This is a genomic window from Citrobacter rodentium NBRC 105723 = DSM 16636 (assembly GCF_021278985.1).
GTDB classification, from domain to species: Bacteria; Pseudomonadota; Gammaproteobacteria; order Enterobacterales; family Enterobacteriaceae; genus Citrobacter_A; species Citrobacter_A rodentium.
Genome location: NZ_CP082833.1, coordinates 211992 through 238400, shown reverse-complemented (window position 1 = coordinate 238400; position 26409 = coordinate 211992). Strand labels below are relative to the sequence as shown.

Here is a 26409-nt window from a genome sequence, read left to right as displayed (position 1 = left end):
TTATCTGCCACCTCAAAGATAAATAATGGTTATCTGATGATTTTTATTTATCCATCTATTTTAAGTTTTTCTTAAAACGACATTACTTTCTCTAAATATGTCCGACTCTTAACCAATGTTATCATTGAAAGTTATTTTTCGATTGATATTAATTGATGTCATCTATGTCAATTGTTGAATAATAATGATGTGTATTAATGCTTTTTTTCTTATACCTTCTTTGAACTCATTGATAAATTGGAGTTATTCTGTGAAGAAAGAGTTTGATTATAATTTAATTAAGGTTCTTGATGCGGTCATTTCTGCCGGAAATGTTACTAAAGCCTCTAAAAGACTGGCCGTTACGCCCGCCGCGGTTTCGATTGCCCTGACGCGGTTACAGGGCTTTTATAACGAGGCGCTTTTTGTCCGTGGACGAAGCGGCCTGATTCCGACGATGAAAGCGCTCGAAATACATGAACGATTTTGTCAGGCCATTGATTTAATTAAATTAACCTTAACCCCGCAAAAACAAAGCGCAGAACGGAACAAGATAACCATCCTGGGCGGCGATATCACCGAAAATTACTATCTGTCTCAACTCTACGACGATAAGCTCTTTGAGCGCTTTACTTTTCGTCATTTCTCAAATCGCAACAGAGACGGGGAAGAGATGAAAAGATTGCTCATTATGGAAGAGTGCGATATCGCGATTAGCCCGACACTGGTTAATGATAATGACTTTGAATGTAAACCAATCGATAATTTCAAACACTTTTGTGTTATCTGCGGCAAAGATAATCTGCTTAGTGAACTTTCGCAGCTTTCGCTACATAATTTTTTCTCTGCTCATCATGCCGTTTTTAAAGCAAATGACTATACGGCGGTGACGATAAAAGATAATAATTTATATAATAATAATGCTGACTATAAAGAGCGCCGGATTGTCGGCTATAAGAGTGATTCTCTGACAGGGCTTATCAGCATTGTAGAACGAACGCAGCTGGTCGCTTTGATGCCGCTGAAGGTCGCGACCTTCTTTAAAAATCAACGAAAATACAATATCAATATCCTGCAACCGCCCCGCGAAATGCTGATTAAACCCATTAATGTGTATGCCTATTGGCACAAAAGAAACACCAAATACCCGCACATTGAAGAAATTGTCACCATGCTTCATACCTTATCTGCGTTTCGTCATTAATATATCTTAATAATACTCTTTTCCATTAAATGTATTTTATGATTCTTTTTGATTCTTATCTTTTTCTTAACAGAACTAGATTGAGAATACCTGGTTTATTGAAAAGGAATCTATTATGTTATTACCTGGTCAACTGGAAACGCCGAAAGCGATACTGCTGGAGATAGAAATAGTTGCCATAGTCATAGCGACGGGGGCATGGGGAGGGATTGTAAGTTATTTGTTAAAGTCAGAAAAGTTTAAAGCCAGCGATTTTCATAAGCGCCTGATGGGTTGCATAACGCAGGTCATTATCTCTTGCTTCACCAGTTTTTTACTGAGTGTAGTCGCAGTTGAAAAAGGCTATAGTTTTAATATGATATTATTATTTGCTGGCATTGGTGGGGTGTTTGCCGTTCCCATCCTGAAGATATTAGGCGCGCGGGTTAAACGGATGATGAATGGCAATGATGAACTGGTTAAATAAACGGGGCTGACATTGCTGACCCCCTCGCTTAATGAGGTCAATAATCGTGGAGCAGTGTTTTATACATTGCTCCACGATTCATTTTATGCAACACGATTATTTAACCAGCCGTAGACAAACTGTTCATTTTGTACTCTCTCTTCCGTGATATTAAGATAATAGGCTCCCTGACTGCAATTTAACGCTTTAAGCAACACTTTTTCCCCCTCGGCGCCGCGGGCCTGCAGAAAGCTTTCCAGCGCCTGGAGCGTCATCGCGCCGATGCGACCATCCACCTTGATGTCATGATATAGCTTCTGTTCTTTATTAAAGACGTTCAGCCAACGCTGTAGCCAGATACAGGGGAAACGCGGGCCGATATTGACCGCCGCGTCGCACAATTCGAACGATATCGGCCAGGAGAGATGCGAGACATTTTCAAAACCTGGCTTAATCCAGTACGCATTTTCCAGGATGGCGTAAGCCTCGTCACGCGTCAGCGCTTTCATCTCTCCGTTATAGCCGTTTGCTCTGGCAGTCGCTTCAGTAATTCCCCAATGGGTTTCACCGCCACGGTCATGGGGATTGTTAGTATAACCGCCTTCTAACGCCAAAATACCATCGATAACAGGATTCATAATAACCTCAGTGATAATATGATATTAAAGGAGTTAGCGTTGAAACAGAGATGTAATGCTTTGTTTGATTTGTCTAAAAAGGGATGGGGCGGGAGGGCGTGGCATATCGTTATCAGTCGATTCGATCGGTATAGAATCATTTACCTGGATACCTTTCCGCGGGATGGTAATCAACAGGTCATTTATGCCGAACGATTTGAGATCCTTACGAATCAGATAGAGGATTTGCGTCAGATTGGCATCATTAACAAAGTTTCCCCGGCTTCCCCATAGCGCTGTAGTCAGCTCCTGACGTTCAATAACTTCATCCTGCGCATGTTCAATGATGAAGCTGAGGCATCTCGCCCGCATTGCCGTCATCCTTATTACTAAAGAATTAGTGATATTTCGCAGTTCATATTTACGTTCATTAAATATGCAGTCACGGTTAATGATATAAGTTTTCATCTTTTTCTCCCTGATGAGACCGTTTGTGGTTGGAGCGATATTAATTATGAGGATTTACTTAATCCATAAAATAAAAATAGATGACTCTCTTTTTAAACTCATTTTTAAGCCTTTGTCACAGCTTTTGTTCAGTTTTAAATAAAATTTAAAAAGGTTTTTAATGGTCTTTAACTCTTTAGGGGTAGATGGATTATTAATGAGGTCGTGAATGAAATGTTTAAATATATCCTCGTTTTAATCAATTGTTATCGCTGAGCCAGGTCAATTAAATATCATCAGCTTTTTTGATGTTTTGTGATTAGCGATTTTTTCCCTGCTCGCCGATTATTGACCCCGCAGAACGAACTGCGAATACATTTACATCCATATTTAAAAGGAAATATCATGGCTACCAGCAAATTAATTAAGGGCGATACTCTTACGGAAACCAGTAACGCTGCGGATGGTTTTAATCCTGCAACTGAAGTAAGTAAATACAGCTATACTTCTGCCCGCGTCGCAAATCCGGTTTATAACGTATATAAAGCCGATGCGAAGAAACCAAAAGTATTTGGTTATTACACCGACTGGTCGCAATATGATAGCCGCCTGCAGGGAGGGGATAACCCGGCCGACCGCGGTCGTGGTTACGATCTGGCGAACGTTGATCCACTGGCTTATGACAAAATTATTTTCGGCTTCCTTGGCATTGTCGGTGATAAAGGCGAAAAGCAGGCCACTATCGAAAGAGCTGCTGCGCAGACGGGTAAGACGACAAACGAGCCGACTTTCCTCGATCCGTGGGGTGATTTCCAGTCCTATGTTAACTGCAACCAGGAAACCAGCGGCTGGGACGTTGAGCCGATGACTGTTACCCAACAGAACACTCACGGTCTGTTAGGCGGTCTGCGCGATCTGCAGCAAAAAGCGAAACAGCTGGGCCATACGCTGGCGCTTTCTATGAGCATTGGCGGCTGGACAATGAGCAACGGCTTCCATGAGATGGCAAAAACCGAAGCGGCGCGTAAAACCTTCGCTGCAGGCGTTGTGAAGTTATTCAAACAGTTCCCGATGTTCAGCGAAGTGGATATCGACTGGGAATATCCGAATGCCGTCGGTAACAACAACCCTTATGGTCCGGAAGATGGCGCAAACTATGCTCTGGTCATTAAAGAGCTGAAAAAGCAGCTGGATGCCGCAGGTCGTAGCGATGTGAAAATCTCTATCGCCAGCTCTGCTGTCATTGAAACCCTGGGACACTCTAACGTTAAAGCGCTGCTGGATGCCGGCCTCTATGGCATCAACGTTATGACCTATGATTTCTTCGGTACGCCGTGGGCAGAAACCCTGACCCATCATACTAACCTGTCTCCGCTGTCTGCGGGTGGCTGGAGCATTGAAGCGGTTATCGATTACCTGATTGCGGAAGGCTTCCCGGCCGATCGCATCAACATCGGTTACGCGGGTTACACCCGCAATGCCCGCAACGTGGAAATTGAGAGCTTCTCTCCGCTGAAAGGCACCTATAATCCGGGTGAAGGCACCACCACCGGCTCCTTCGAATCCGGTTGCACTGAATGGTATGACACCATTTATAACTACCTGGATCTGGAAAACCAGAAAGGCCGTAACGGCTTCAACGTATACACCGACAAAGTGGCGAATGCGGATTACCTGTATAACCCGCAATCCAGACTGTTTATGTCTCTGGATACCCCGCGCAGCGTAAAAGCGAAAGGTGAATATGCTGCGAAGCTTGGCCTGGGCGGTCTGTTTACCTGGACTATCGACCAGGATAACGGTGTACTGGTTAACGCCGCGCGTGAAGGTCTGGGCTACGAAATAAGCAAAGAAGTGGTGGATATGGATCCGTTCTACTTTGAAGGCATCAATATCGAACCTGCCGATCAGGATGAAGATGAAGGCGAAAAAGTTAACCACGCGCCAAAAGCGGCAATTGCGCTGCGCGTGGTTGGCGGTTCCCGGGTCCAGCTATCCGGCGAAGAGTCCAGCGATGAGGATAAAGATGCGCTGACCTTTAGCTGGGGCGTACCGACAGCTATTGATGTGGCGGATAAAACCACTGCGGTGATCGAATTTGCCGTACCGGTTGTTGAAGCCGCCACTGACTTCCAGTTCACTCTGTTTGTCCGTGACGCACAGGGCGAGCCATCCACTCAGCAGCGTTTCGTTCTGACCGTTGTGCCTGCGGGTACAGTCGAGCCGACTCCAGCTGATGATAAAGAGGACGATGTCACCCCGACGCCAGTCCCGTCTGATGACACCGATGAACTGCCGGATGATTCCGCTTCCTCCTATCCGCAATGGGATGCAGACACCATCTACGGCGCTAACTGGGGTGAGTTCGAGATCGTGAGCTGGAAAGGCCACAACTACCAGGTTAACTGGTGGTGTCAGGGTCTGCAGCCGGATCTGAACTGCGGCCCGGCTCAGGCCTGGACTGACCTCGGCGCTTATTAATCTCTGAAATGTCAATATCAGCAGACCCCGGATTATCCGGGGTCTTTATGCTTATAGAACTAACGTTTTCTCTTGCCTTTCTTGTTATTAAAGTAACGATAAGAGACAGACGCCGTCCAGCGAGGCATAAATTTCCAGGTAAATGTTACACGCCATTTAGCGCTGTATCACCGCCTTGTTGCAACATTTATTCACAGGGAGTGAATATGTTTGCCTGTGTTAGTGTCGACAGTTGCAAAACCCTGACCGATGCTCATTCGCTGTACGTACAGCATTATCTTGATTATGAATGCCTTATTCTGGGCGGATACCTGATGGCGAATTTAACGCACATCCATCACGGACGCTGCCATATCTCATTTGTCAAACGAATGGCGAAGGCTACCGCTACGACATCACAAGCTTCCGGGTATACAAAATGAGGCTCTATCCTTAATGAACCACTGAGCGTGGCATATGAAGACAAGCCCGTAACTTATCGGGCTTTTTTTTTGTTTCGTAAAAACCGAGCTATTCATCATAAATAATCTAATTTTAACGAAGATTTGTGCGGGGTAAGATAGTCTTTACGAAGTATTCACCCGAAAGAGAGTATAAAAAGTGAAACACCTGCATCGATTTTTTAGTAGTGACGCCTCCGGGGGCATCATCCTTATCATCGCCGCGGCGCTGGCTATGCTGATGGCCAACGTCGGTCTTACCAGCGGCTGGTATCACGCTTTTCTGGATACGCCGGTTCAGCTCAAGGTCGGCGCGCTGGAAATCAATAAAAACATGCTGTTATGGATCAACGATGCCCTGATGGCGATATTTTTCCTGCTGATTGGCCTTGAGGTAAAACGTGAACTGATGCAAGGCTCTCTCGCCAGTTTGCGACAGGCGGCATTTCCGGTTATTGCCGCCATCGGCGGGATGATCGTTCCGGCGGTGCTCTATCTGGCGTTCAACTATGCCGATCCGATCACCCGTGAAGGCTGGGCGATTCCGGCAGCGACGGATATCGCCTTTGCGCTGGGCGTTCTGGCCCTGCTGGGGAGTCGCGTACCGCTGGCGCTGAAAATTTTTCTGATGGCGCTGGCAATCATCGACGACCTGGGGGCGATTGTGATTATTGCGCTGTTTTATACCAGTGACCTGTCGATGGTGTCGCTGGGCGTAGCGGCCTGCGCCATTGCCGTTCTGGCGCTGCTGAATGTGTGCGGGGTAAGGCGCACGGGCGTTTATATCCTGGTGGGCGCGGTGCTCTGGACCGCGGTGCTTAAGTCAGGCGTTCATGCGACGCTGGCGGGCGTTATCGTCGGCTTCTTTATTCCGCTCAGGGAAAAACACGGGCGCTCCCCGGCGAAACGTCTGGAGCATGTATTGCATCCGTGGGTCGCATATCTGATTTTGCCGCTGTTTGCTTTCGCCAACGCGGGCGTTTCTCTGCAAGGGGTAACGATTGATGGGCTGACCTCCATTCTGCCGTTGGGCATTATCGCCGGTCTGTTGATTGGTAAGCCGCTGGGCATCAGTCTGTTCTGTTGGCTGGCGCTGCGTCTGAAAATGGCGCAGTTGCCGGCAGGCACGACGTTTCCGCAAATCATGGCGGTCGGCATTCTGTGCGGCATCGGCTTTACCATGTCGATCTTTATCGCCAGCCTGGCGTTTGGCGGCGTCGATGCGGAACTGATTAACTGGGCGAAGCTGGGGATCCTGATCGGCTCTCTGCTGTCGGCAGTCATTGGTTATAGCTGGCTACGCGCGCGCCTGAGCCCCGCAGTCTGACCAGACAGTAACAGGGGGGCGCAGTCCGCTCCCCTACTGGCATTTATCAGGAAGAGAATATGTCCCATATTAACTACAACCACCTTTATTACTTCTGGAACGTTTATAAAGAGGGATCGGTGGTCGGCGCGGCAGAAGCGCTTTATTTAACGCCGCAGACTATTACTGGTCAGATCAAAGCGCTTGAGGAGCGGCTGCAGGGCAAATTATTCAAGCGGAAGGGAAGGGGGCTGGAGCCCAGCGAGCTTGGCGAACTGGTGTTTCGCTATGCGGATAAAATGTTTACCTTAAGCCAGGAGATGCTGGATATCGTGAACTACCGTAAAGAGTCGAACCTGCTGTTTGACGTCGGCGTTGCGGACGCGCTTTCAAAACGACTGGTCAGCAGCGTGCTGGATGCGGCGGTGGTCGAAGATGAGCAAATCCATTTACGCTGTTTCGAATCGACGCACGAAATGCTGCTTGAACAGCTCAGTCAGCACAAGCTGGATATGATAATTTCTGACTGCCCGATCGACTCAACGCAGCAGGAAGGGCTGTTTTCGGTGAAAATCGGCGAATGCGGCGTCAGCTTCTGGTGCACCCATCCACAGCCGGAAAAACCGTTCCCGGCCTGTCTGGAAGAGCGCAGACTGCTGGTGCCTGGGCGGCGTTCAATGCTGGGACGCAAATTGCTGAACTGGTTTAACTCGCAGGGGCTGAACGTCGAGATTCTCGGCGAATTTGACGACGCCGCATTAATGAAAGCTTTTGGCGCCACGCATAACGCGATTTTCGTCGCGCCGACGCTCTATGCCAACGACTTTTACGCCGACGATTCGATAGTCGAAATTGGCCGGGTCGAGAACGTGATGGAGGAGTATCACGCTATCTTTGCTGAGAGAATGATTCAGCATCCGGCGGTGCAGCGTATCTGTAATAGCGACTACAGCCGATTATTCGGCAAGCCTGACTGAGTAAAGCGCGCCAGTGAAGGCGCGCCTGATCGTTTTATACGGGCAGCAGATGGCGATATTTCCCTTTTTCGCGGATAAACACCGGTATCCTGTTCAGCGGCGCGGCGTGAAGGCGCGTTTGTCCTCCCTGATAACGTTCCCGGGTACAGAGATCGATCCAGGTGTCGCCGTCCGGTAGCCAGACGGTACGCTCGCGAGCGCCTGCATACATGACGGGGGCCACCAGTAAATCGGGTCCGAAACAGTACTGATCGTCAATCTCCCAGCTTTCTGGCTGATGAGGAAATTCAAAGAACAGGGTCCGCATCACCGGCGTATTTTTCTCATGCGTTTCCTGCATGATCTGCTTAATGTAGGGTTTCAATGACTCGCGCAGTTGCAGGCAGCCTGTCAGTACCTCGCAGACCTCTTCGCCATAGCTCCAGATCTCATTCGGCGCGCCGGTCGGACATTGGGCAATACCCTCGCGATAGGGCTGTTCCGGCAGGATCTGCGGATCGCGATTACCGTGTAGTCGCATTACCGGGCTGAATATTCCCCACTGGAACCAGCGGATTAACAACTCATGAAATGCCGGATCGTGAATGTTTCCGCCGTGAAAACCGCCAATATCCGTTGTCCACCAGGGAATACCGGCAATCCCCATATTTAATCCAGCGGCAAACTGGTTGCGTAATGAGCGGAAAGAGGAGTGAATATCGCCGGACCAGACCAGCGCGCCATATTTCTGGCTACCCGCCCAGGCGCAGCGCAGGAGGTTGATAATTTGCTGCTCTCCGGCAGCCCGCATACCATCAAAGAAGGTTCTGGCGTACATGCGCGGATAAATATTTCCCGTTTCCAGTACCGGGCCCGTGTGGTAACGATAGTTATCGTAGTCGTAGACGCTGAATTCAGGCTCTGCTTCATCCAGCCAGAATAGCTTCACGCCTTTATCGTAGTAATTGCGTTTTGCTTTGCCCCAGACATAGTTGCGCGCTTCAGGATGGGTGGCATCAAAGAACGTGGTATTGCCAAGAAAATCCATATTAATCGGCAGGCCGCGCTCCGTATGCACCAGCCAGCCGTGTTCTTTCATCTCGCGGTAGCTTTCAGTCCGGTTATCCACCGTCGGCCAGAAGGAAACCATCAGTTCCGTTCCCATCGCCTTCAGTTCCGCTATCATGGCGTCTGGATCGGGCCAGTCACACGGATCAAAAGTCCAGTCGCCCTGGTTCGGCCAGTGGAAAAAGTCGATCACAATAACCGACAGCGGTAAATTACGGCGTTTATACTCCCGCGCCACTTCCAGCAATTCCTGTTGATTACGATAGCGTAGCTTGCACTGCCAGAATCCCATGGCGTAATCAGGCATCATCGGCGGCGTTCCGGTCGCGCGGGCGTATGCCTCGCTAATCTCCGCCGGCGTATCGCCAGCGGTGATCCAGTAGTCGAGCTGTTCACTGACCGCGGCTTCCCACTCCGTTCCGTTGTTGGCGAAGATCACGCGGCCTATCGCCGGGTTATTCCACAGAAAACCGTAGCCGTGGCTGGATAATAAAAAGGGCACTGACGCCTGGGAATTACGCTGCGCCAGCTCAAGCATACAGCCTTTCAGATCCAGATTGGGCTGCTGGTATTGCCCCATGCCGTAGAGTTTTTCCCCTTCATTGGCTTCAAAGCGGGCCTTAATCGTATATTTCCCGCCGGGAATGGGCCTGAATTCGCGCTCTTCCAGGTTCAGGGCGCTGACATACTGACCATGCGACGATTCATCTTCGCCAATTTCACCGCGCAGGCGCCAGAACTCCTGCAGCAGACATTTGTCCGGGTGACGGTAAAAGGACACCTGTCCCTGCTGGTTAACAACAGCGGTAATTTTTCCGTTCTGCAACGTGGCGCGTTTTTCTTCATACGTCACCTGCGCAGCAGAGGCTACCGGTGTTTCCGTTAGCGCCCAGTTTTCATTGCGCATAACGGGCATATGGCGGCCACTGCGCACGCGCAGACTATTTTCTCCCCAGGCTTCAATCCATAGATAGCGATCGTTGTGTTGCCAGACCAGACGTTGGGGATCGTGCTTAATAAACGACATGGTTATTCCTCCGCATGAGGGTGAGATGAAGGGGACGATCAATGAGCGCCGGATTGCAGATCCTGCTGAATTCGCCTTTCCATCGCTTCGTATTGACGAAAGAAGAGCAAAGGCAGTGCGGCGAGGGCAAAGAGCAGCGCAGGCGTCCAGATAAAAGCCCAGGTGATGCCTTCCAGCCCGGCGGCGGTCTGCGCCTGATTGGGGAGGTAGCCGAAACTGTTCATGATCCAGGCGGCAAACGCCGTGCCGATACCGCTACCCATTTTGATGCAGAACGTGCTGCCGAAAGCGATGAGAATACTGGTCGCCTTGACGCCGGTTTTCCAGGCGCCGTAGTCAACGGCAAAGCCGAGCATGGCGAAGGGCATTGAGCAGGCGATACCGCTGCCGATATTGGCCAGAACCCAGGCGACAATCAGCAACGTGACGTTACCCGCTGCCAGCCACACCAATATTCCGCCAGCGGTAGACAGCAGTAAACCGGCAATCCAGATCCCGGTTTTACTCAGATACCGGCTGAAGAAAGGAATCGCGATAATAAATAAAATCTGAATGGTGGCGAGGCTATTAACCAGCGGCACCAGATCTTTACGATCCAGGTTGTAGGTCAAATAGTAGACAATAGTTGACGCGCGTTGCTGCAAGGCCACCCAGAAAATGAGGTTCGCTAACACCATCAGTATCCACGGCCAGTTCCCTTTCATGGCGCGGAAGCTTTTTTTCATCGGCAGCTGAGGCTGTTGCTGGATTTTATCGGTGTCCAGTTCACGTATATTTCTGAAGGCGAATAGCGTTAACGCACAGGATATTATTGCAAATACAATAGCCGTGTAGAAAAATCCGCTTTTATCATTCCCGCCGCCTAAAAAAGCAACCAGGGGTAAGGCGGTCGCATTCATCAGCAATACGCCAATTTGCCCGCCGGTCATCCGATAAGAGTTTAAAATAAGCCGTTCTTTCGCAGACAGGGTCATTAGCGGTAAAATAGCGCTAAGCGGTGTATTGAGCCCGGTAAAAAGAATACTGGCTATCATATATGATATCGCGGCGTACAGGGTTTTCCCGGTCATGCTAATATCCGGCGACCAGAAAGAAAGCGCGCTAAATACGGCAAAAGGCAACGGGAGCCAGAGAAACCAGGGGCGGCATTTCCCGTAGCGGGAGCGTGTTTTATCAATGATTATTCCCCAGACGGGGGCGTCAATGCCGTCAACAATACGGGCCAGCAACAGGATGGTCCCGGCAATCGCCAGCGTGATACCCGCAACGTCGGTATAGAAATAAAGAATATAAGTGGAGCCAAAACAATAAAGTAAATTACCTGCCACATCCAGTAAGCCATAGCTTATGCGTTGTAACGATGATAAACGTTGATGTTCGGTCAAATGGGCTTCTTCAATAACAGAACTCATATTCATAACTCCTGTATTATTTATGACAAGCCAGGAAATACCGCTTTTATTTTCTGAGCATTTTTCTTTCTGCAATATATTGATGAAGATAATGAATAACCGAAATTAAAATAGTAGCGTTACTCATTGTGATGAGCTGAAATTAGTTAAAGGCACTGAGTGGATCAATTGCCATATCTGGTTTTACAGTTGTGAAAATTAATTTTTAGTTGGAATTATCCTGGCTTTGGAATGCAGGTCACGTTTTTGCGCACAATGAAAGGTAAATTCTTTCAGAACAAAACAAAATTATTTTCAGGAACTCCGCGCAGCGCAGAAGAAGGAGCAGGGAGCAGAAAGAAGAAAGCGGCGGAGGTGTGATGGTGCAATCCGTCAGACATAAAAAAACCCGCTTTCGCGGGTTTTTCACAAAGCGACAACCAACGGGCGATTAAGCCAGTTTGTTGATCTGTGCAGTCAGGTTAGCCTTATGACGTGCAGCTTTGTTTTTGTGGATCAGACCTTTAGCAGCCTGACGGTCCACGATTGGTTGCATTTCGTTAAATGCTTTCTGTGCAGCAGCTTTGTCGCCAGCTTCGATAGCTGCGTATACTTTCTTGATGAAAGTACGCATCATAGAGCGACGGCTTGCGTTGTGCTTACGAGCCTTTTCAGACTGAACGGCGCGCTTCTTAGCTGATTTGATATTAGCCAAGGTCCAACTCCCAAATGTGTTCTATATGGACAATTCAAAGGCCGAGGAATATGCCCTTTTAGCCTTCTTTTGTCAATGGATTTGTGCAAATAAGCGCCGTTAATCTTGCGGCGCTCGTTACGTAGTGATGGCGCAGGATTCTACCAGCTTGCGGGGCGTGAATACAGCTTTTCAGCGAGAAAAATTGAATTGCGTTGTCTGTTAACCGCCTGCATTTGCCTCATAGCGATGAAAAGCATCCTCTTTCTGTTTCGGGGCATCAATCGCCGGTTAACCTTAACCGCGGTACAAGGTATACTTTGGCGATTTTCACTGTTTTGAGCCAGACATGAAGCTGATACGCGGCATACATAATCTCAGTCAGGCCCCGCACGGGTGTGTGCTGACTATTGGTAATTTCGACGGCGTGCATCGTGGGCATCGTGCGCTGCTGCAAAGTTTGCAGGAAGAAGGGCGCAGGCGTGGCTTACCGGTGATGGTGATGATTTTTGAACCGCAGCCGCTGGAACTGTTCGCGACCGATAAAGCGCCAGCGCGCCTGACCCGTCTGCGGGAGAAGCTGCGTTATCTGGCGCAGTGCGGCGTCGACTATGTGCTGTGCGTGCGGTTTGACCGCCGTTTCGCTGCGCTGACGGCGCAGACCTTTATCAGCGATCTGCTGGTCGACCGTCTCGGGGTGCGATTTCTCGCCGTTGGCGATGATTTCCGTTTCGGCGCTGGTCGGACTGGCGATTTCTTGTTATTACAGAAGGCCGGGGCCGAATACGGCTTTGCTGTCACCAACACCCAGACTTTCTGTGAAGGCGGCGTACGCATCAGCAGCACCGCCGTGCGCCAGGCGCTGGCGGAAGACAACCTGGCGCTTGCTGAAAGCTTGCTGGGGCATCCGTTTACCATCTCCGGTCGCGTTGTGCACGGTGATGAACTTGGGCGCACGATAGGGTTTCCGACGGCAAACATACCGCTGCGCCGTCAGGTTTCCCCGGTCAAAGGGGTATATGCGGTAGAAGTGATGGGCGCAGGCGAGCAGCCAATGCCCGGCGTGGCTAATATCGGAACCCGTCCGACGGTGGCGGGCGTTCGCCAACAGTTAGAAGTTCATGTGCTGGACGTTGTAATGGACCTCTACGGTCGCCATATAGATGTAGTGCTGCGTAAAAAAATACGCAACGAACAGCGGTTTGCTTCGCTGGATGAACTGAAAGCGCAGATTGCGCGAGATGAATTAACGGCCCGGGATTTTTTTGGGCTATCAAAACCGGCTTAACGCCTGAACGAGTTATAAATACGGAACCGAGAACCTGATGAGTGACTATAAATCAACCCTGAATTTGCCGGAAACAGGGTTCCCGATGCGCGGCGATCTCGCCAAGCGCGAACCGGGAATGCTGGCGCGTTGGACCGATGATGACCTGTACGGCATCATTCGTGCGGCCAAAAAAGGCAAAAAAACCTTCATTCTGCATGACGGCCCTCCTTATGCGAATGGCAGCATTCATATTGGTCACTCGGTTAACAAGATTCTGAAAGACATTATCGTGAAGTCCAAAGGGCTTTCAGGATTCGACTCGCCTTACGTTCCGGGCTGGGACTGCCACGGTCTGCCGATCGAGCTGAAAGTGGAGCAGGAGTACGGTAAGCCGGGGGAGAAATTCACCGCCGCCGAGTTCCGCGCCAAGTGCCGCGAATATGCCGCGACTCAGGTTGACGGCCAGCGCAAGGACTTTATCCGTCTGGGCGTGCTGGGCGACTGGTCGCACCCGTACCTGACGATGGACTTCAAAACCGAAGCCAACATCATTCGCGCGCTGGGTAAGATCATCGGTAACGGCCATCTGCATAAAGGCGCCAAGCCGGTACACTGGTGCGTAGACTGCCGTTCCGCGCTGGCGGAAGCGGAAGTGGAGTATTACGACAAAACGTCTCCGTCCATCGACGTTGCGTTTCGTGCCGTGGATCAGAATGCAGTACAGGCGAAATTTGGCCTGCCGGGCGTCAGCGGGCCGATCTCGCTGGTCATCTGGACCACAACGCCGTGGACGCTGCCGGCCAACCGCGCGATCTCGCTGGCGCCGGATTTCGACTATGCGCTGGTGCAAATCGATGGTCAGGCGCTGATCCTGGCGAAAGATCTGGTGGAAAGCGTAATGCAGCGCATTGGCGTTGCCGATTACAGTATCCTCGGTACGGTGAAAGGCGCGGAACTGGAGCTGCTGCGCTTTACCCATCCGTTTATGGGCTTCGACGTGCCGGCGATCCTTGGCGATCACGTAACGCTGGATGCCGGTACCGGTGCGGTGCACACCGCCGGTGGTCACGGTCCTGACGACTACACCATCAGCCTGAAATACGGTCTGGAAATCGCGAATCCGGTCGGTCCGGACGGCGCGTATCTGGCCGGAACTTATCCAGGTCTGGACGGCGTAAACGTCTTTAAAGCTAACGATACCATCGTTGAGCTGCTGCGTGAAAAAGGCGCGCTGCTGCACGTAGAGAAAATGCAGCACAGCTATCCGTGCTGCTGGCGTCACAAGTCGCCGATCATCTTCCGTGCGACCCCGCAGTGGTTCATCAGCATGGATCAGAAAGGACTGCGCGCGCAGTCGCTGAAAGAGATCAAAGGCGTACAGTGGATCCCGGACTGGGGCCAGGCGCGTATCGAGTCGATGGTCGCTAACCGTCCTGACTGGTGTATCTCCCGTCAGCGCACCTGGGGCGTGCCGATGGCGCTGTTTGTGCATAAAGACACCGAAGAGCTGCACCCGCGCGCCGTGGAACTGATGGAAGAGGTTGCGAAACGCGTTGAGGTGGACGGCATCCAGGCATGGTGGGATCTCGATCCGAAAGCGATCCTCGGCGATGAAGCCGACCAGTATGTGAAAGTGCCGGATACTCTGGACGTCTGGTTTGACTCCGGTTCTACTCACGCTTCCGTGGTGGACGTGCGTCCGGAGTTCGCCGGTCACGCGGCGGATATGTATCTGGAAGGCTCTGACCAGCATCGCGGCTGGTTTATGTCTTCGCTGATGATCTCCACCGCCATGAAAGGCAAAGCGCCTTACCGCCAGGTACTGACTCACGGTTTCACCGTGGACGGTCAGGGACGCAAGATGTCCAAATCCATCGGCAACACCGTGTCGCCGCAGGATGTGATGAACAAACTGGGGGCGGATATTCTGCGTCTGTGGGTGGCTTCCACCGACTACACCGGTGAAATGGCGGTATCGGACGAGATCCTGAAGCGCGCCGCCGACAGCTATCGTCGTATCCGTAACACCGCGCGCTTCCTGCTGGCCAACCTGAACGGTTTCGATCCGGTGAAAGACATGGTGAAACCGGAAGAGATGGTGGTGCTGGACCGCTGGGCGGTCGGCTGCGCGAAGGCCGCGCAGGAAGATATCCTGAAGGCGTACGAGGACTATGATTTCCACGAAGTGGTACAGCGCCTGATGCGCTTCTGCTCCGTTGAAATGGGTTCGTTCTACCTCGACATCATCAAAGACCGCCAGTACACCGCGAAGGCCGATAGCGTTGCGCGTCGTAGCTGCCAGAGCGCGCTGTACCACATTGCGGAAGCGCTGGTGCGCTGGATGGCGCCAATCATGTCCTTCACCGCCGACGAAATCTGGGGTTACCTGCCGGGCGAGCGTGAGAAATATGTCTTTACCGGCGAATGGTATGAAGGTCTGTTTGGCCTGGGCGAAACCGAGCCGATGAACGATGCCTTCTGGGACGAGCTGCTGAAAGTCCGCGGCGAAGTGAACAAGGTGATCGAGCAGGCGCGTGCGGATAAGAAAGTCGGCGGTTCTCTGGAAGCGGCAGTGACCCTGTACGCGGAGCCGGAACTGGCGGCGAAGCTGACCGCGCTGGGCGACGAATTACGATTTGTCCTGTTGACCTCGGGCGCGAAAGTCGCTGACTATGCGGAGGCTTCTGCTGACGCCCAGCAGAGCGAACTGCTCAAAGGGCTGAAAGTCGCCTTGAGTAAAGCCGAAGGTGAGAAGTGCCCGCGCTGCTGGCACTACACCACTGATGTCGGTAAGGTGGCGGAACACGCAGAGATCTGCGGCCGCTGTGTCAGCAACGTCGCCGGCGATGGCGAAAAACGTAAGTTTGCCTGATGAGTAAATCGTTGAGTTCAACAGGGCTACGCTGGCTGTGGCTGGTAGTCGTCGTGCTGATTATCGATTTGGGCAGCAAGTTCCTGATCCTCCAGAATTTCGCTCTGGGGGATACGGTGCCGCTGTTCCCGTCGCTTAATCTGCATTATGCGCGTAACTATGGCGCGGCATTCAGTTTCCTTGCCGATAGCGGCGGCTGGCAGCGCTGGTTCTTTGCCGGTATCGCTATCGGTATCTGCGTTATTCTGACGGTGCTGATGTACCGCGCAAAAGCGACGCAGAAGCTGAATAACATCGCCTATGCGTTAATCATCGGCGGCGCGCTGGGCAACCTGTTCGACCGCCTGTGGCACGGCTTTGTCGTCGATATGATCGATTTCTACGTCGGGGAGTGGCATTTCGCCACCTTTAACCTCGCCGATAGCGCGATCTGTATCGGCGCGGCGCTGATCGTGCTGGAAGGCTTTATACCGTCAAAACAGAAAACCACGGCGTAAACCCTGTGGTAATTTCCTGTAGGCCTGATAAGCGCAGCGCCATCAGGCAGACGTAGTGCCGGATGGCGGCGTAAACGCCTTATCCAGCCTGGGGTAATCGCCTGTAGGCCTGATAAGCGCAGCGCCATCAGGCGGACGTAATGCCGGATGGCGGCGTAAACGCCTTATCCGGCCTGTGGTTAATCTCCTGTAGGCCTGATAAGCGCAGAGCGCCATCAGGCGGACGTGGTGCCGGATGACGGCGTAAACGCCTTATCCGGCCTGGGGTAATCGCCTGTAGGCCTGATAAGCGCAGCGCCATCAGGCAGACGTAGTGCCGGATGGCGGCGTAAACGCCTTATCCGGCCTACGATAAGCTCCTGTAGGCCTGATAAGCGCAGCGCCATCAGGCGGACGTGGCGCCGGATGGCGGCGTAAACGCCTTATCCGGCCTACGATAAGCTCCTGTTTGCCTGATAAGCGCAGCGCCATCAGGCAAACAGGCCGGACAAAATAAGTGAGCAACCTGCATGTCTAAATCAGTACAGAGTAACAGTGCGGTGCTGGTGCACTTCACCTTAAAGCTCGACGATGGCTCCACCGCAGAGTCAACCCGTAATAACGGCAAGCCCGCGCTTTTCCGCCTGGGGGATGGCTCTCTGTCTGAAGGACTGGAGCAGCATCTTCTCGGACTGAAAGACGGCGATAAAGCCACCTTTTCCCTGGAGCCGGATGCCGCGTTTGGCGTACCGACTCCCGATCTGATTCAGTACTTCTCGCGCCGCGAATTTATGGATGCGGGCGAACCTGAAATCGGCGCAATTATGCTCTTTACCGCAATGGACGGCAGTGAGATGCCCGGCGTGATCCGCGAAATTAACGGTGATTCGATCACCGTCGATTTCAACCATCCGCTGGCGGGGCATACCGTTCATTTTGATATTGACGTGCTGGAAGTCGATCCGGCGCTGGAGGGGTAAAATGCAGATCCTGTTGGCCAACCCGCGCGGTTTTTGCGCCGGTGTAGACCGCGCTATCAGCATTGTTGAAAACGCGCTGGCGATTTATGGCGCGCCTATCTACGTTCGCCACGAAGTGGTGCACAACCGCTATGTGGTCGACAGCCTGCGCGAACGCGGGGCGATTTTCATTGAGCAAATCAGCGAAGTGCCGGACGGCGCAATCCTGATTTTCTCTGCCCACGGGGTGTCGCAGGCGGTGCGTAACGAGGCGAAAAGCCGCGATCTCACCGTTTTTGACGCCACCTGCCCGCTGGTGACCAAAGTGCATATGGAAGTGGCGCGCGCCAGCCGCCGCGGCGAAGAGTCGATCCTGATTGGTCATGCCGGGCACCCGGAAGTGGAAGGCACGATGGGGCAGTACAGCAACCCGGAAGGGGGAATGTATCTGGTGGAGTCGCCGGAGGATGTCTGGACGCTGAACGTAAAAAACGAAGGCAAGCTATCCTTTATGACCCAGACCACGCTCTCCGTGGATGATACTTCCGACGTCATTGATGCGCTGCGCCAGCGCTTTCCAAAAATTGTCGGGCCGCGCAAAGATGATATCTGCTACGCCACGACCAACCGTCAGGAAGCGGTGCGCCGACTTGCGGAGCAGGCTGACGTGGTGCTGGTGGTCGGTTCGAAAAACTCCTCTAACTCCAATCGCCTGGCGGAACTGGCCCAGCGGATGGGGAAAACGGCATTTCTGATCGACGATGCCACCGATATCCAGGAAGCCTGGGTGAAAGAGGCGAAATGCGTCGGGGTGACCGCAGGCGCGTCGGCACCCGATATTCTGGTGCAGAACGTTATCACTCGCCTGCAGGCGCTGGGCGGCGGCGAAGCGATCCCGCTTGAAGGCCGTGAAGAGAACATTGTGTTCGAAGTGCCGAAAGAGCTGCGCATGGATGTGCGTGAAATAGGGTAACGCTCTGGGTCATTCATTGAAATATGCCGGGTTTGTCGCCCGGCATTTTTTCAGGCGAAGGCTGGCGAGTTAATCGATTAATCTGCTACTCTGTCCCTGTTGTTCTCCTCGGGCCGGAGACACATATGAACCTTCCTTTTAGCCAGCCGTCGCGGCTGGAACGGGCAAACGGCGCTTTAACCGTTGGCCTGCTGTTGGCTGCTGCCAGGACCCCGCCGGTTAAGGCGAGAGAGGTGCGGCATGGCTGACGCACTTCACTCTTTCGGTCTGGATATGGCGGTGCATCATCATCCGCCCGGCTTTAGCTATGGCGATGAGGTCACCGGGCCGATGCCGGAAATTCGCCGACTCGACCAGATTCGTGCTTCGCTGCGCGACCCGCATTGCAGCGGGCCGCAGGAGGTCTATGCCATCGCGATGGATGTCGCCAGGATGCAGGATCGCGACGAGCTGAGAAAGCGTATGCTGTTATTTGGCGTGGTGACCTACGCGGCAGGGCGGCTGGGTGAAGAGCCGGTACGTAGCCAGGGGCATGTCCATCGCATCAGCCAGCACAGCGGCTGGTCGCCGCCGGAGCTGTATGAGATCTGGCAGGGAAAAGCGATCGTCTATATGCAGGAGCATGTCGGAGACGATCCGGGACGCTGTTTCGCGGTGATTGCCGGTCCCGGCGAGAAGGTGCTGGTGCCGCCGGGCTGGGGACACGCCACTATCTCCGCCGATCCTGACGCGCCATTAACCTTTGGCGCGTGGTGCGATCGCGAATACGGCTTTGAGTATGAGGCGATAAGAGCGCGCAAAGGCCTGGCCTGGTATCCGCTGTTGCAGGATAAAAACGTGGTCTGGCAGCATAACCCGCGCTATCTTCCGGGTCGCCTGCAGGTCGTGACGCCCCGGCAATATACGGAGTTTGCCATCACTTCCGCCCCGGTATACCAGCAGTTTATTGACGATCCCGCCCGTTTCCAGTTTATTTCCCGTCCGGATAAAGTTGCGGAGCTGTGGGCTCACTTTCATCCATAAAAAACCGGGGCGTTGCCCCGGTTATCTATTATTAGTGAAGAAAACAGTCGGTTATCCGGCAAACAGTCCCGTTGCGACCCCCAGCGCCGCCAGCACAAGTAGCAGAACCATCGCTTTCACCGGAGAGACGCCGCGCTTCGCCATCAAATACCACGTGCCGAGCACCACGGCCAGCGGCAGCAGCTGGGGAAAGATGCCGTCGAGCATCTGCTGAACATGAATATTTACCCCGTCTTTGGTGATAAATTCCAGCCCGGTTCCCAGCTTAACGTAGCTTGCCGCCACGCCGCCCATGACAAATACGCCCAGCAGCGACAGGGCTTCACGCAGACGGGCTGATTTACTGCTCACCAGCATTTCAACCGAACCGGAGCCCATTTTGTAGCCTTTCAAAAACAGGAACCAGGAGCCGGGTATAATGATGGCCAGCCAGGCGACGGTATAAAACAGCGGCCCAAGAATATTTCCCCCGGCGGCGAGCGCCATACCGATGCTCAGCAGGATAGGGATTAGCATCCCTGGGATCATGGAGTCGCCAATACCGGCAATCGGGCCCATCAGGCCGACTTTTAACGTATTAATGGTTTCGCCATCAATCGGTTCGCCGTTGGCTTTCTTCTCTTCCAGACCGAGCGCCATGCCGTTGACGATAGCGCCAATCTGGGGTTCGGTATTGTAGAACGATGCGTGCCGCCGCAGCATTTCATGACGCTGCGCGGCGTCCGGATAGAGTTTTTTCGCGACCGGCAACATGCTCAGACAAAAGCCAAATGATGCCAGACGCTCAAAGCTCATTGAGGAGAGGTTGTGCATCATCCATGCCCGCCAGCAGCGGCGGAGATCTTTACGGGTCAGGGTGCGTTGTTCCATCAGAATTCATCCTCATCATCATCTTTAGCTGCGGATGCCGCATTCACCGCCTGTGGCGCTTCCGGCTTGTAGTTGTAGTGAATCAACGCCAGCAGTGAACCGACGATCACCAGCGCGACCATGTTGAGTTTTAAAAAAACGATGCAGACGAAGCCGACCAGAAAATAGATCAGCATGCTGTAGTTTTTGATGATCTGCTTGAGCAGGATCGCAATCCCTACCGCGGGCAGAATGCCGCCCAGCACGTTCATCGTGGAGAGCACTATCCCCGGCAGGCTATCCATAAAACCGCTGATGTACTGCGCGCCGAAATAGACCGCAATAAAGGTAGGCACGAAACGTAATATAAAGTTTGATACCTGCGGCCAGATGGCGCTGTTCAGATAAAGACCGCGCTCGTCGCCGCGCTCCAGCGCCACGTCGGCCCGATGGTTCCAGAAGGAGTTCAGCACCATCATCGCGTTAAACAAAATGGTGCCGGCGATGCCGATTGTCGCCGCCAGCGCAACGGCGACTTCAGGACCTTTACCCGACAGGATGCCCAGCGCAATCGCCGGGTAAGCCACAAAATTGAGATCCGCAGGCATCGATCCCCCTGGCGTCACCATCGCGATATAGACCGCCTGCACCGCAACCCCGATGACGATCCCGGTTTGCATATCCCCGAGAATGAGCCCCACTAACATGCCGGAAATCAGGGGGCGGGTAATCAGATACCAGCCGCCGGTCAGCCCAAAAAGCCAGGGGCTGCTGAGGGCGCCGAGATAGCACAGAATGCCGATTAACGTCGCTTCAAAGATCATTACGCCCTCCTTATTTCATTTTCTGGCGTGCATCCTGCCAGCTGTAGAAACTGGCATCCGGCACCAGGCGAAATTCAACCAGATGCCCGCACTGGGTCAGCCAGTCAAAGGCGGCGATTTCATCGGCGTTGACTGACTGGTTGGGGCCGATAGTGACGGTATCGGCGCGGGCGCTCATCGGCCCGACGTTGATTTTTCCGTTGCCGTTTTGCAGGCTGATGCCTGCTTCTTCTATGCCTTTCAGCGTGACGGGAGATTTAGCGATCACAAAATAGCGCTTCTCGCTGGCGATGACTTTCGGCAGCTTTTCAATCGCTGTCGCGGTATCAAATAGCCAGACTTTGGTGTCCTGAACCGCGCCTTTCATTACCGATGAGAGCAGGGGATCGGCCGCAACGGCGTCATCGATAGCGATAATGCCATCACAGGGCAGCTCTCTGGCCCAGCGTGTGACGAGCTGCCCATGAATAACGCGGTCGTCAATACGTACAAAAGAGATACTCATAGCGGTTTCCTTTAAAAATCTTCTGACTGAGTGGTGACAACCGGAGCGGCTTTCACCAGCGTCGGGACGGTTAACGCCAACAGTTCATCGGCAGCGGCGTGTACATCGGTTAACGGGTTGATCTCTTCGCTTTGCAGCAGCATCGGGAAATTGACGCCCGCGACAACGGCGACAGGCGGCTGAGTGTCAGGCGAGAACGCATACTGGCAGGCGACGTTCCACGGCGTACCGCTTTGCATATCGCACAGCACCAGCACGCCATCCGCGTTTTGTCCGGCCTCCGCGAGGGTTTTGGCAAAGCTCTCTTTAAAACCTTCTATTCCCGACTGTTCGCTCAGCGTCGCCGTGTAAACATGCGGTAAATCCCCGTACACCATCCGGGCGCTGGCGAGAAGCGCTTCCGCCAGCGGACCGTGGGTGGCGACAATAATGTTGATCATATGCTTATCCTCTTACCCAGGCTTTGATGGTGGCGAGCTTCTGGCCGACGCCTTTGCCGGAAGGAGAGATTCGGTACTCCCCTACGGCTGCCGGGATGATAAATGTCTCAGCGTAGTGGACGGTGAAGGGCGCAAACGCACCGCTGGGGCTGTCGACGATCGCTTCAGCGCCTTCCACCAGATTCAGGACGTTAACGCCGCCCTGGGTATGATGGATGACCGGCGCGGTAAACCAGTGACGGCGCGTTTCGATAAATTCCCGCTCGTGCAAACCGGTTCTTTCTTCTTTCCACCCCTCGCCCTCAGCCACAGGCTCAATGCGGTTAACCAGATTGTCGTAGACCCACTGGGTGTCGCGCTGCCAGTCGATGACCTGCTCGCCGTGTTCAAGGTGCACGGGGCGGGGTAAACCATCTAATCCCAGGCGTCCCCAGTCCCACAGCTTAAAGGTGAAGATATACGGGGTCGCGCTGATCTCCAGCACCATGGTTCCGGCGCCGGAGCAGTGGACCGTCCCGGCCGGGATGAGAAAGTGATCGTGTTTCCGCGCCGGGATCTGATTAACAAAACGCGCATCGTCGAACGCTTTTTCTCCGCGTTGCGCGGCGCGCAGATCCTCCAGCATTTCCTGCGGCTCGATCCCGGTTCGGGTGCCAAGATAGACCTTCGCCTCCGGTTGAGCGTCGAGAATGTAATAGCTCTCATCCTGGGTATAGTGCATACCAAACTGCTGCTGGATGTATTCGGTCAGCGGATGGACCTGAAAACTCAGATTCTGTCCGTCAATGGTGTCGAGAAAGTCAAAACGGATGGGGAAGTCGGTACCAAAGCGGGCATGAACCTTTTCGCCGAGCAGGGGATGCGGGTAGAGCAATACCAGATCCTGAGAGGGGAGCTCGATCCGCACTGCGCCAAATCGCAGTAACAGGCTGTTTTCCTCGGGCACGCAATCAAAACACCATGCGTAATTGGGCGCAGCGGGATCGAGATCGAACTGTTGCTTCATCCACTGACCGCCCCAGATGCCGGGATCAAAGAAGGGGACAACGCGAAACGGCTGGGTGGTGGTTTGCTGTAACCCCGCGCGCAGCGCATCGCCGCTGACCATCGCCGGGGCATTTTCAATGGTGGTATCAAGCAAGAAGTCGGCGCGTTTGAGCAGCGGGGTTTTATGCCTGTCAAAGACGCGCCATTCGATGAAGTAGGCGCGTTTATAGCGACGCAGAATATCTTCGTCCGCGTTTTCCGCCCCCCAGTTTGCCAGGCCGTCATGGCGCATGCGCTGCTGTATTTCCCAGCGGGGAAGATCGGCGTACACCAGCACATCGCCGGAGTGCGCCAGTGCCGCGCCGGGACCATACACGACGACGACGCCTTTCTTCACCGAGGCGATTTGCTGACGGATCTGTTCGAGCCTGTCAGGGTCAAAGAACTCGACCAGCTGGTGGCAGGAAAGGACGCCGAAGATGCGGTCATCGGTCAGGTTTCGCGCCAGCAGGTAGTCCAGCGCCTCTTTTTCGAGACGAGCGGAGTCGATATTCACCGCTAAGGCGACGTCCAGATTCGCCAGAAGCTGCTGTTCCAGTTCATCCGTGCGTACGCCCGGATAGCAATCGACGACCAGCACGGTTTTCGTCGAATCTGAAAGCTTGGTGTTAAGCGCAGAAAGAATAGTATTCCAGCCTTGCCAGGCCTGGTGATCATATCCCTGTACGACAACGTCAGGGTATTTGTTATAGGTGGTTGGCATTTTCTGTCTCCGTATTAGCTAAATGGAGATTAATCGATTAACCTTGTTTTTCTAAGCTGGTTAACGCGATTAACCCGTCAAAAAGAGAAACCAGGGGCGGAAATGTGTCGCCAGCGTGATGGAAATCACAGGTGTGAAGAGATATTTTGGTTATTCGATTAACCTGTATGCAGCAGGGAGGAATCATGACAACAGTTACGCTGGCGCAGGTCGCTAAAAGGGCGGGCGTCTCTACGGCGACCGTATCAATGGTATTACGCAATCGGGGGCGTATCTCACAGGCAACGCGTGAACGGGTGTTGCAGGCGCTGGATGCGTCCGGCTACGTTTATAATCAAACCGCCGCCAATCTGCGTAACCGCAGCAGTAACCAGGTCGGCCTGTTACTCCATGACATTACTAACCCCTTCTATGGCGAAATGACCGCCGGGCTTAGCGATGAGATGGAGCGACACGATCTGCTGCTGTTTCTGGCCAACAGCGAAGAGTCCGGCGAGCGGCAGCAAAAGTTTGTTGACTCCCTGATGCGCAATAACGCCTGCGGCATGGTGCTCTGCGCTGCGAGGGAGACGCCGGTTTCCTTTTTTGACGCGCTGAAAAGGCGCAACATCCCCGCAATTATGGTGGTCCGCACGGTGAACGATCCCGATTTTGATTATGTCGGCACCGATAACTTTCTCGGCACGCAGATGGCGACGACGCATTTGCTCAGACTGGGCCATAAAAATATCGCCTTTATCGGCGGGAGTCCGGGGTCCGGCACCCGCGCACAGCGAATTGGCGGATTTACCAGCACGCTGCTGGAGTGGGGAATTTCGCCCGATCCTGACTGGATTGTCGCCGCCGGGGCCAGTCAGCCAGACGGGGCGAAAGCGGCGGAGTCCATTCTTGGCCGCTATCCGCAGATCACCGCCGCCGTTTGCTACCAGGATATAGTGGCGCTGGGCGTGATGCAGGCGCTGCGCAAAATGGGCCGTGAACCGGGACGCGATTTCGCGCTGGTGGGATTTGACGATATCACCGAGGCGGCGCTGGTACAGCCTGCGTTGACCACCGTTTCCGTGGCGGCGAAGGAGATCGGGCGCAAAGCGGGCGAACTGTTGTACAGCCGGATACAGGGGAACGATGAGCCGCCGAAACGGATCATTCTTCCGCCCGCGCTGGTTATCCGGGAGTCATGCGGTTTTCACTGAACATCATGCCTTTTACTGATACGCCTGCCTGTTTATCATAAAATTCTAATTATCGACGTTTTCAGATGGCGGCTTTATCACAGGCTGGTTACTCTGAAAGCGCTTTACCTCATTTTAACGTAAGAGAATAACTATGCATGATGCACAGGTCCGCGTCGCGATTGCCGGCGCGGGTGGCCGTATGGGCCGCCAGTTAATTCAGGCCGTCCTCCAGATGGAAGGTGTTGCGCTTGGCGCGGCGCTGGAACGTGAGGGATCGTCTCTGCTGGGCAGCGATGCCGGAGAGCTGGCAGGCGCAGGGAAGACGGGCGTTACCGTCCAGAGCAGCCTTGAGGCGGTAAAGGATGACTTTGATGTGTTTATCGATTTTACCCGCCCGGAGGGGACGCTGAACCACCTGGCGTTTTGTCGTGAACACGGTAAAGCGATGGTCATCGGCACCACCGGATTTGATGAGGCGGGCAAGCAGGCGATTCGCGATGCATCCCGGCAGATTGGCATTGTGTTCGCGGCTAACTTCAGCGTTGGCGTCAACGTTATGCTGAAGCTGCTGGAGAAAGCGGCGAAGGTGATGGGCGATTACACCGATATCGAAATTATCGAAGCCCACCACCGGCATAAAGTGGATGCGCCGTCGGGTACCGCGCTGGCGATGGGAGAGGCGATTGCGCATGCGCTGGATAAAGATCTCAAGGCGTGCGCCGTTTACAGCCGCGAAGGCTACACCGGCGAACGCGTGCCGGGAACCATCGGTTTCGCCACCGTGCGGGCGGGCGATATCGTTGGGGAGCACACGGCGATGTTTGCCGATATCGGCGAGCGGGTCGAAATCACCCATAAAGCCTCCAGCCGGATGACTTTCGCTAACGGAGCGGTAAGATCCGCGCTTTGGCTTTCTGCGAAGCAAAACGGCCTTTTTGATATGCGAGACGTGCTGGATTTAAACAATTTATAACGCGATATTACCTTCGTGATGTGGTTATTGTAATCTCAATCTATTGATTACATAGGGCAATATTTTATTGCCCTTTTATTTTAGCCATTACGAGTACTTTAATTTACCAGATGGCTTAAAATTAAATTTATCCGGTCAGATCTGGTTGTCGAAATGTAAATTTTGACCAGATGGTCCACTTTTTTTGACGCTGCCGTCATTTTTAATACGCTAATGCGCGCGCAAGCGTTTTCCAGCCTGAGTTAGTTGATCTTTTTACCAGATA

25 protein-coding genes and 3 pseudogenes are annotated in these 26409 nt (G+C 53.1%); 16 read left to right on the top strand and 12 right to left on the bottom strand.

Annotated elements, in window-relative coordinates; all coding sequences use genetic code 11:
• Positions 1 to 250 precede the first annotated feature (250 nt).
• Positions 251 to 1183, top strand: a complete 933-nt coding sequence (locus tag K7R23_RS01025; RefSeq protein ID WP_012904397.1) for a LysR family transcriptional regulator — start codon at positions 251 to 253, stop codon at positions 1181 to 1183.
• A 115-nt stretch (positions 1184 to 1298) separates the two neighbouring features.
• On the top strand, positions 1299 to 1649 hold the full coding sequence (locus K7R23_RS01020) for a phage holin family protein (RefSeq protein WP_012904398.1): 351 nt from the start codon (positions 1299 to 1301) through the stop codon (positions 1647 to 1649).
• Between the two features lie 83 nt (positions 1650 to 1732).
• Here K7R23_RS01020 and K7R23_RS01015 read toward each other — a convergent pair whose 3' ends face one another.
• Positions 1733 to 2266 carry a glycoside hydrolase family 108 protein gene (locus K7R23_RS01015; RefSeq protein WP_012904399.1) on the bottom strand — a complete coding sequence of 178 codons (534 nt, stop codon included), beginning with the start codon at positions 2264 to 2266 and terminating at the stop codon, positions 1733 to 1735.
• Positions 2267 to 2299: 33 nt separating this feature from the next.
• Positions 2300 to 2713 (bottom strand): winged helix-turn-helix domain-containing protein, encoded by a 414-nt coding sequence (locus K7R23_RS01010; protein ID WP_012904400.1) that lies wholly within the window; start codon positions 2711 to 2713, stop codon positions 2300 to 2302.
• 384 nt (positions 2714 to 3097) lie between these two features.
• Here K7R23_RS01010 and K7R23_RS01005 point away from each other — a divergent pair, with 384 nt between their 5' ends.
• Complete coding sequence (locus K7R23_RS01005; protein WP_012904401.1) at positions 3098 to 5173, top strand: glycoside hydrolase family 18 protein; 2076 nt, start codon at positions 3098 to 3100, stop codon at positions 5171 to 5173.
• A 59-nt stretch (positions 5174 to 5232) separates the two neighbouring features.
• On the opposite strand, the pseudogene K7R23_RS01000 reads toward K7R23_RS01005, so the two are convergent.
• Positions 5233 to 5354: pseudogene (locus K7R23_RS01000) on the bottom strand (outer membrane protein OmpK); the annotation flags it as partial.
• 171 nt (positions 5355 to 5525) lie between these two features.
• Between K7R23_RS01000 and K7R23_RS25870 the strand changes: the two are divergent.
• The 3 genes and pseudogenes from K7R23_RS25870 to nhaR all read left to right on the top strand — a co-directional run.
• Positions 5526 to 5609: pseudogene (locus K7R23_RS25870) on the top strand (sulfatase); the annotation flags it as partial.
• A gap of 164 nt (positions 5610 to 5773) precedes the next feature.
• The gene (gene nhaA / locus K7R23_RS00990; protein ID WP_012904402.1) at positions 5774 to 6940 is read left to right on the top strand and encodes a Na+/H+ antiporter NhaA; all 1167 of its coding nucleotides are present in this window, start codon (positions 5774 to 5776) and stop codon (positions 6938 to 6940) included.
• A gap of 59 nt (positions 6941 to 6999) precedes the next feature.
• Positions 7000 to 7896 carry a transcriptional activator NhaR gene (nhaR, locus tag K7R23_RS00985; RefSeq protein WP_012904403.1) on the top strand — a complete coding sequence of 299 codons (897 nt, stop codon included), beginning with the start codon at positions 7000 to 7002 and terminating at the stop codon, positions 7894 to 7896.
• A 34-nt stretch (positions 7897 to 7930) separates the two neighbouring features.
• Here the strand turns inward: nhaR and K7R23_RS00980 are convergent, their stop codons facing one another.
• From K7R23_RS00980 to rpsT, 3 genes are all read right to left on the bottom strand, one after another.
• Positions 7931 to 9970 (bottom strand): glycoside hydrolase family 31 protein, encoded by a 2040-nt coding sequence (locus tag K7R23_RS00980; protein ID WP_012904404.1) that lies wholly within the window; start codon positions 9968 to 9970, stop codon positions 7931 to 7933.
• Positions 9971 to 10008: 38 nt separating this feature from the next.
• On the bottom strand, positions 10009 to 11382 hold the full coding sequence (locus K7R23_RS00975) for an MFS transporter (protein WP_012904405.1): 1374 nt from the start codon (positions 11380 to 11382) through the stop codon (positions 10009 to 10011).
• 430 nt (positions 11383 to 11812) lie between these two features.
• Positions 11813 to 12076: a 30S ribosomal protein S20 gene (rpsT, locus tag K7R23_RS00970; RefSeq protein WP_002887965.1), complete on the bottom strand. Its 264-nt coding sequence runs from the start codon at positions 12074 to 12076 to the stop codon at positions 11813 to 11815.
• A 105-nt stretch (positions 12077 to 12181) separates the two neighbouring features.
• On the opposite strand from rpsT, the gene K7R23_RS00965 reads away from it, so the two are divergent.
• The 4 genes from K7R23_RS00965 to lspA are packed head-to-tail and all read left to right on the top strand — an operon-like array spanning position 12182 to position 16694.
• Positions 12182 to 12397, top strand: a complete 216-nt coding sequence (locus tag K7R23_RS00965; RefSeq protein ID WP_012904407.1) for a DUF2575 family protein — start codon at positions 12182 to 12184, stop codon at positions 12395 to 12397.
• Between the two features lie 7 nt (positions 12398 to 12404).
• On the top strand, positions 12405 to 13343 hold the full coding sequence (ribF, locus tag K7R23_RS00960; RefSeq protein ID WP_012904408.1) for a bifunctional riboflavin kinase/FAD synthetase: 939 nt from the start codon (positions 12405 to 12407) through the stop codon (positions 13341 to 13343).
• A gap of 37 nt (positions 13344 to 13380) precedes the next feature.
• On the top strand, positions 13381 to 16197 hold the full coding sequence (gene ileS, locus K7R23_RS00955) for an isoleucine--tRNA ligase (protein WP_012904409.1): 2817 nt from the start codon (positions 13381 to 13383) through the stop codon (positions 16195 to 16197).
• Positions 16197 to 16694: a signal peptidase II gene (lspA, locus tag K7R23_RS00950; RefSeq protein WP_012904410.1), complete on the top strand. Its 498-nt coding sequence runs from the start codon at positions 16197 to 16199 to the stop codon at positions 16692 to 16694. Before ileS ends, lspA begins: the two co-directional genes overlap by 1 nt.
• 215 nt (positions 16695 to 16909) lie before the next feature.
• On the opposite strand, the pseudogene K7R23_RS25815 reads toward lspA, so the two are convergent.
• Positions 16910 to 17029 (bottom strand): annotated as a pseudogene (locus tag K7R23_RS25815) (hypothetical protein); the annotation flags it as partial.
• Positions 17030 to 17203: 174 nt separating this feature from the next.
• Between K7R23_RS25815 and fkpB the strand changes: the two are divergent.
• The 4 genes from fkpB to K7R23_RS00935 all read left to right on the top strand — a co-directional run bounded on the left by fkpB (position 17204) and on the right by K7R23_RS00935 (position 19628).
• Positions 17204 to 17653 (top strand): FKBP-type peptidyl-prolyl cis-trans isomerase, encoded by a 450-nt coding sequence (fkpB, locus tag K7R23_RS00945; RefSeq protein WP_012904411.1) that lies wholly within the window; start codon positions 17204 to 17206, stop codon positions 17651 to 17653.
• Position 17654: 1 nt separating this feature from the next.
• Positions 17655 to 18605 (top strand): 4-hydroxy-3-methylbut-2-enyl diphosphate reductase, encoded by a 951-nt coding sequence (ispH, locus tag K7R23_RS00940; RefSeq protein WP_012904412.1) that lies wholly within the window; start codon positions 17655 to 17657, stop codon positions 18603 to 18605.
• A gap of 125 nt (positions 18606 to 18730) precedes the next feature.
• Positions 18731 to 18853, top strand: coding sequence for a hypothetical protein (locus K7R23_RS25775; protein ID WP_255201146.1), 123 nt, complete (start codon positions 18731 to 18733; stop codon positions 18851 to 18853).
• Positions 18846 to 19628, top strand: coding sequence for a glucose-6-phosphate isomerase family protein (locus K7R23_RS00935; protein ID WP_012904413.1), 783 nt, complete (start codon positions 18846 to 18848; stop codon positions 19626 to 19628). Before K7R23_RS25775 ends, K7R23_RS00935 begins: the two co-directional genes overlap by 8 nt.
• 51 nt (positions 19629 to 19679) lie before the next feature.
• Here the strand turns inward: K7R23_RS00935 and K7R23_RS00930 are convergent, their stop codons facing one another.
• Genes K7R23_RS00930 through K7R23_RS00910 form a run of 5 tightly spaced genes read right to left on the bottom strand, consistent with a single transcriptional unit; the run spans position 19680 to position 23996 of the window.
• On the bottom strand, positions 19680 to 20498 hold the full coding sequence (locus K7R23_RS00930; RefSeq protein WP_012904414.1) for a PTS system mannose/fructose/sorbose family transporter subunit IID: 819 nt from the start codon (positions 20496 to 20498) through the stop codon (positions 19680 to 19682).
• The gene (locus tag K7R23_RS00925; RefSeq protein ID WP_012904415.1) at positions 20498 to 21301 is read right to left on the bottom strand and encodes a PTS mannose/fructose/sorbose/N-acetylgalactosamine transporter subunit IIC; all 804 of its coding nucleotides are present in this window, start codon (positions 21299 to 21301) and stop codon (positions 20498 to 20500) included. Before K7R23_RS00925 ends, K7R23_RS00930 begins: the two co-directional genes overlap by 1 nt.
• 10 nt (positions 21302 to 21311) lie before the next feature.
• Entirely contained in the window at positions 21312 to 21806 is a 495-nt protein-coding gene (locus K7R23_RS00920; protein ID WP_012904416.1) for a PTS sugar transporter subunit IIB, read from the bottom strand.
• An 11-nt stretch (positions 21807 to 21817) separates the two neighbouring features.
• Positions 21818 to 22246 (bottom strand): PTS sugar transporter subunit IIA, encoded by a 429-nt coding sequence (locus K7R23_RS00915; RefSeq protein WP_012904417.1) that lies wholly within the window; start codon positions 22244 to 22246, stop codon positions 21818 to 21820.
• A 4-nt stretch (positions 22247 to 22250) separates the two neighbouring features.
• On the bottom strand, positions 22251 to 23996 hold the full coding sequence (locus K7R23_RS00910; RefSeq protein WP_012904418.1) for a class I mannose-6-phosphate isomerase: 1746 nt from the start codon (positions 23994 to 23996) through the stop codon (positions 22251 to 22253).
• Positions 23997 to 24181: 185 nt separating this feature from the next.
• On the opposite strand from K7R23_RS00910, the gene K7R23_RS00905 reads away from it, so the two are divergent.
• Both K7R23_RS00905 and dapB read left to right on the top strand, forming a co-directional pair.
• On the top strand, positions 24182 to 25189 hold the full coding sequence (locus K7R23_RS00905) for a LacI family DNA-binding transcriptional regulator (RefSeq protein WP_012904419.1): 1008 nt from the start codon (positions 24182 to 24184) through the stop codon (positions 25187 to 25189).
• 133 nt (positions 25190 to 25322) lie between these two features.
• Complete coding sequence (gene dapB / locus K7R23_RS00900) at positions 25323 to 26144, top strand: 4-hydroxy-tetrahydrodipicolinate reductase (protein ID WP_012904420.1); 822 nt, start codon at positions 25323 to 25325, stop codon at positions 26142 to 26144.
• Positions 26145 to 26409: the final 265 nt, after the last annotated feature.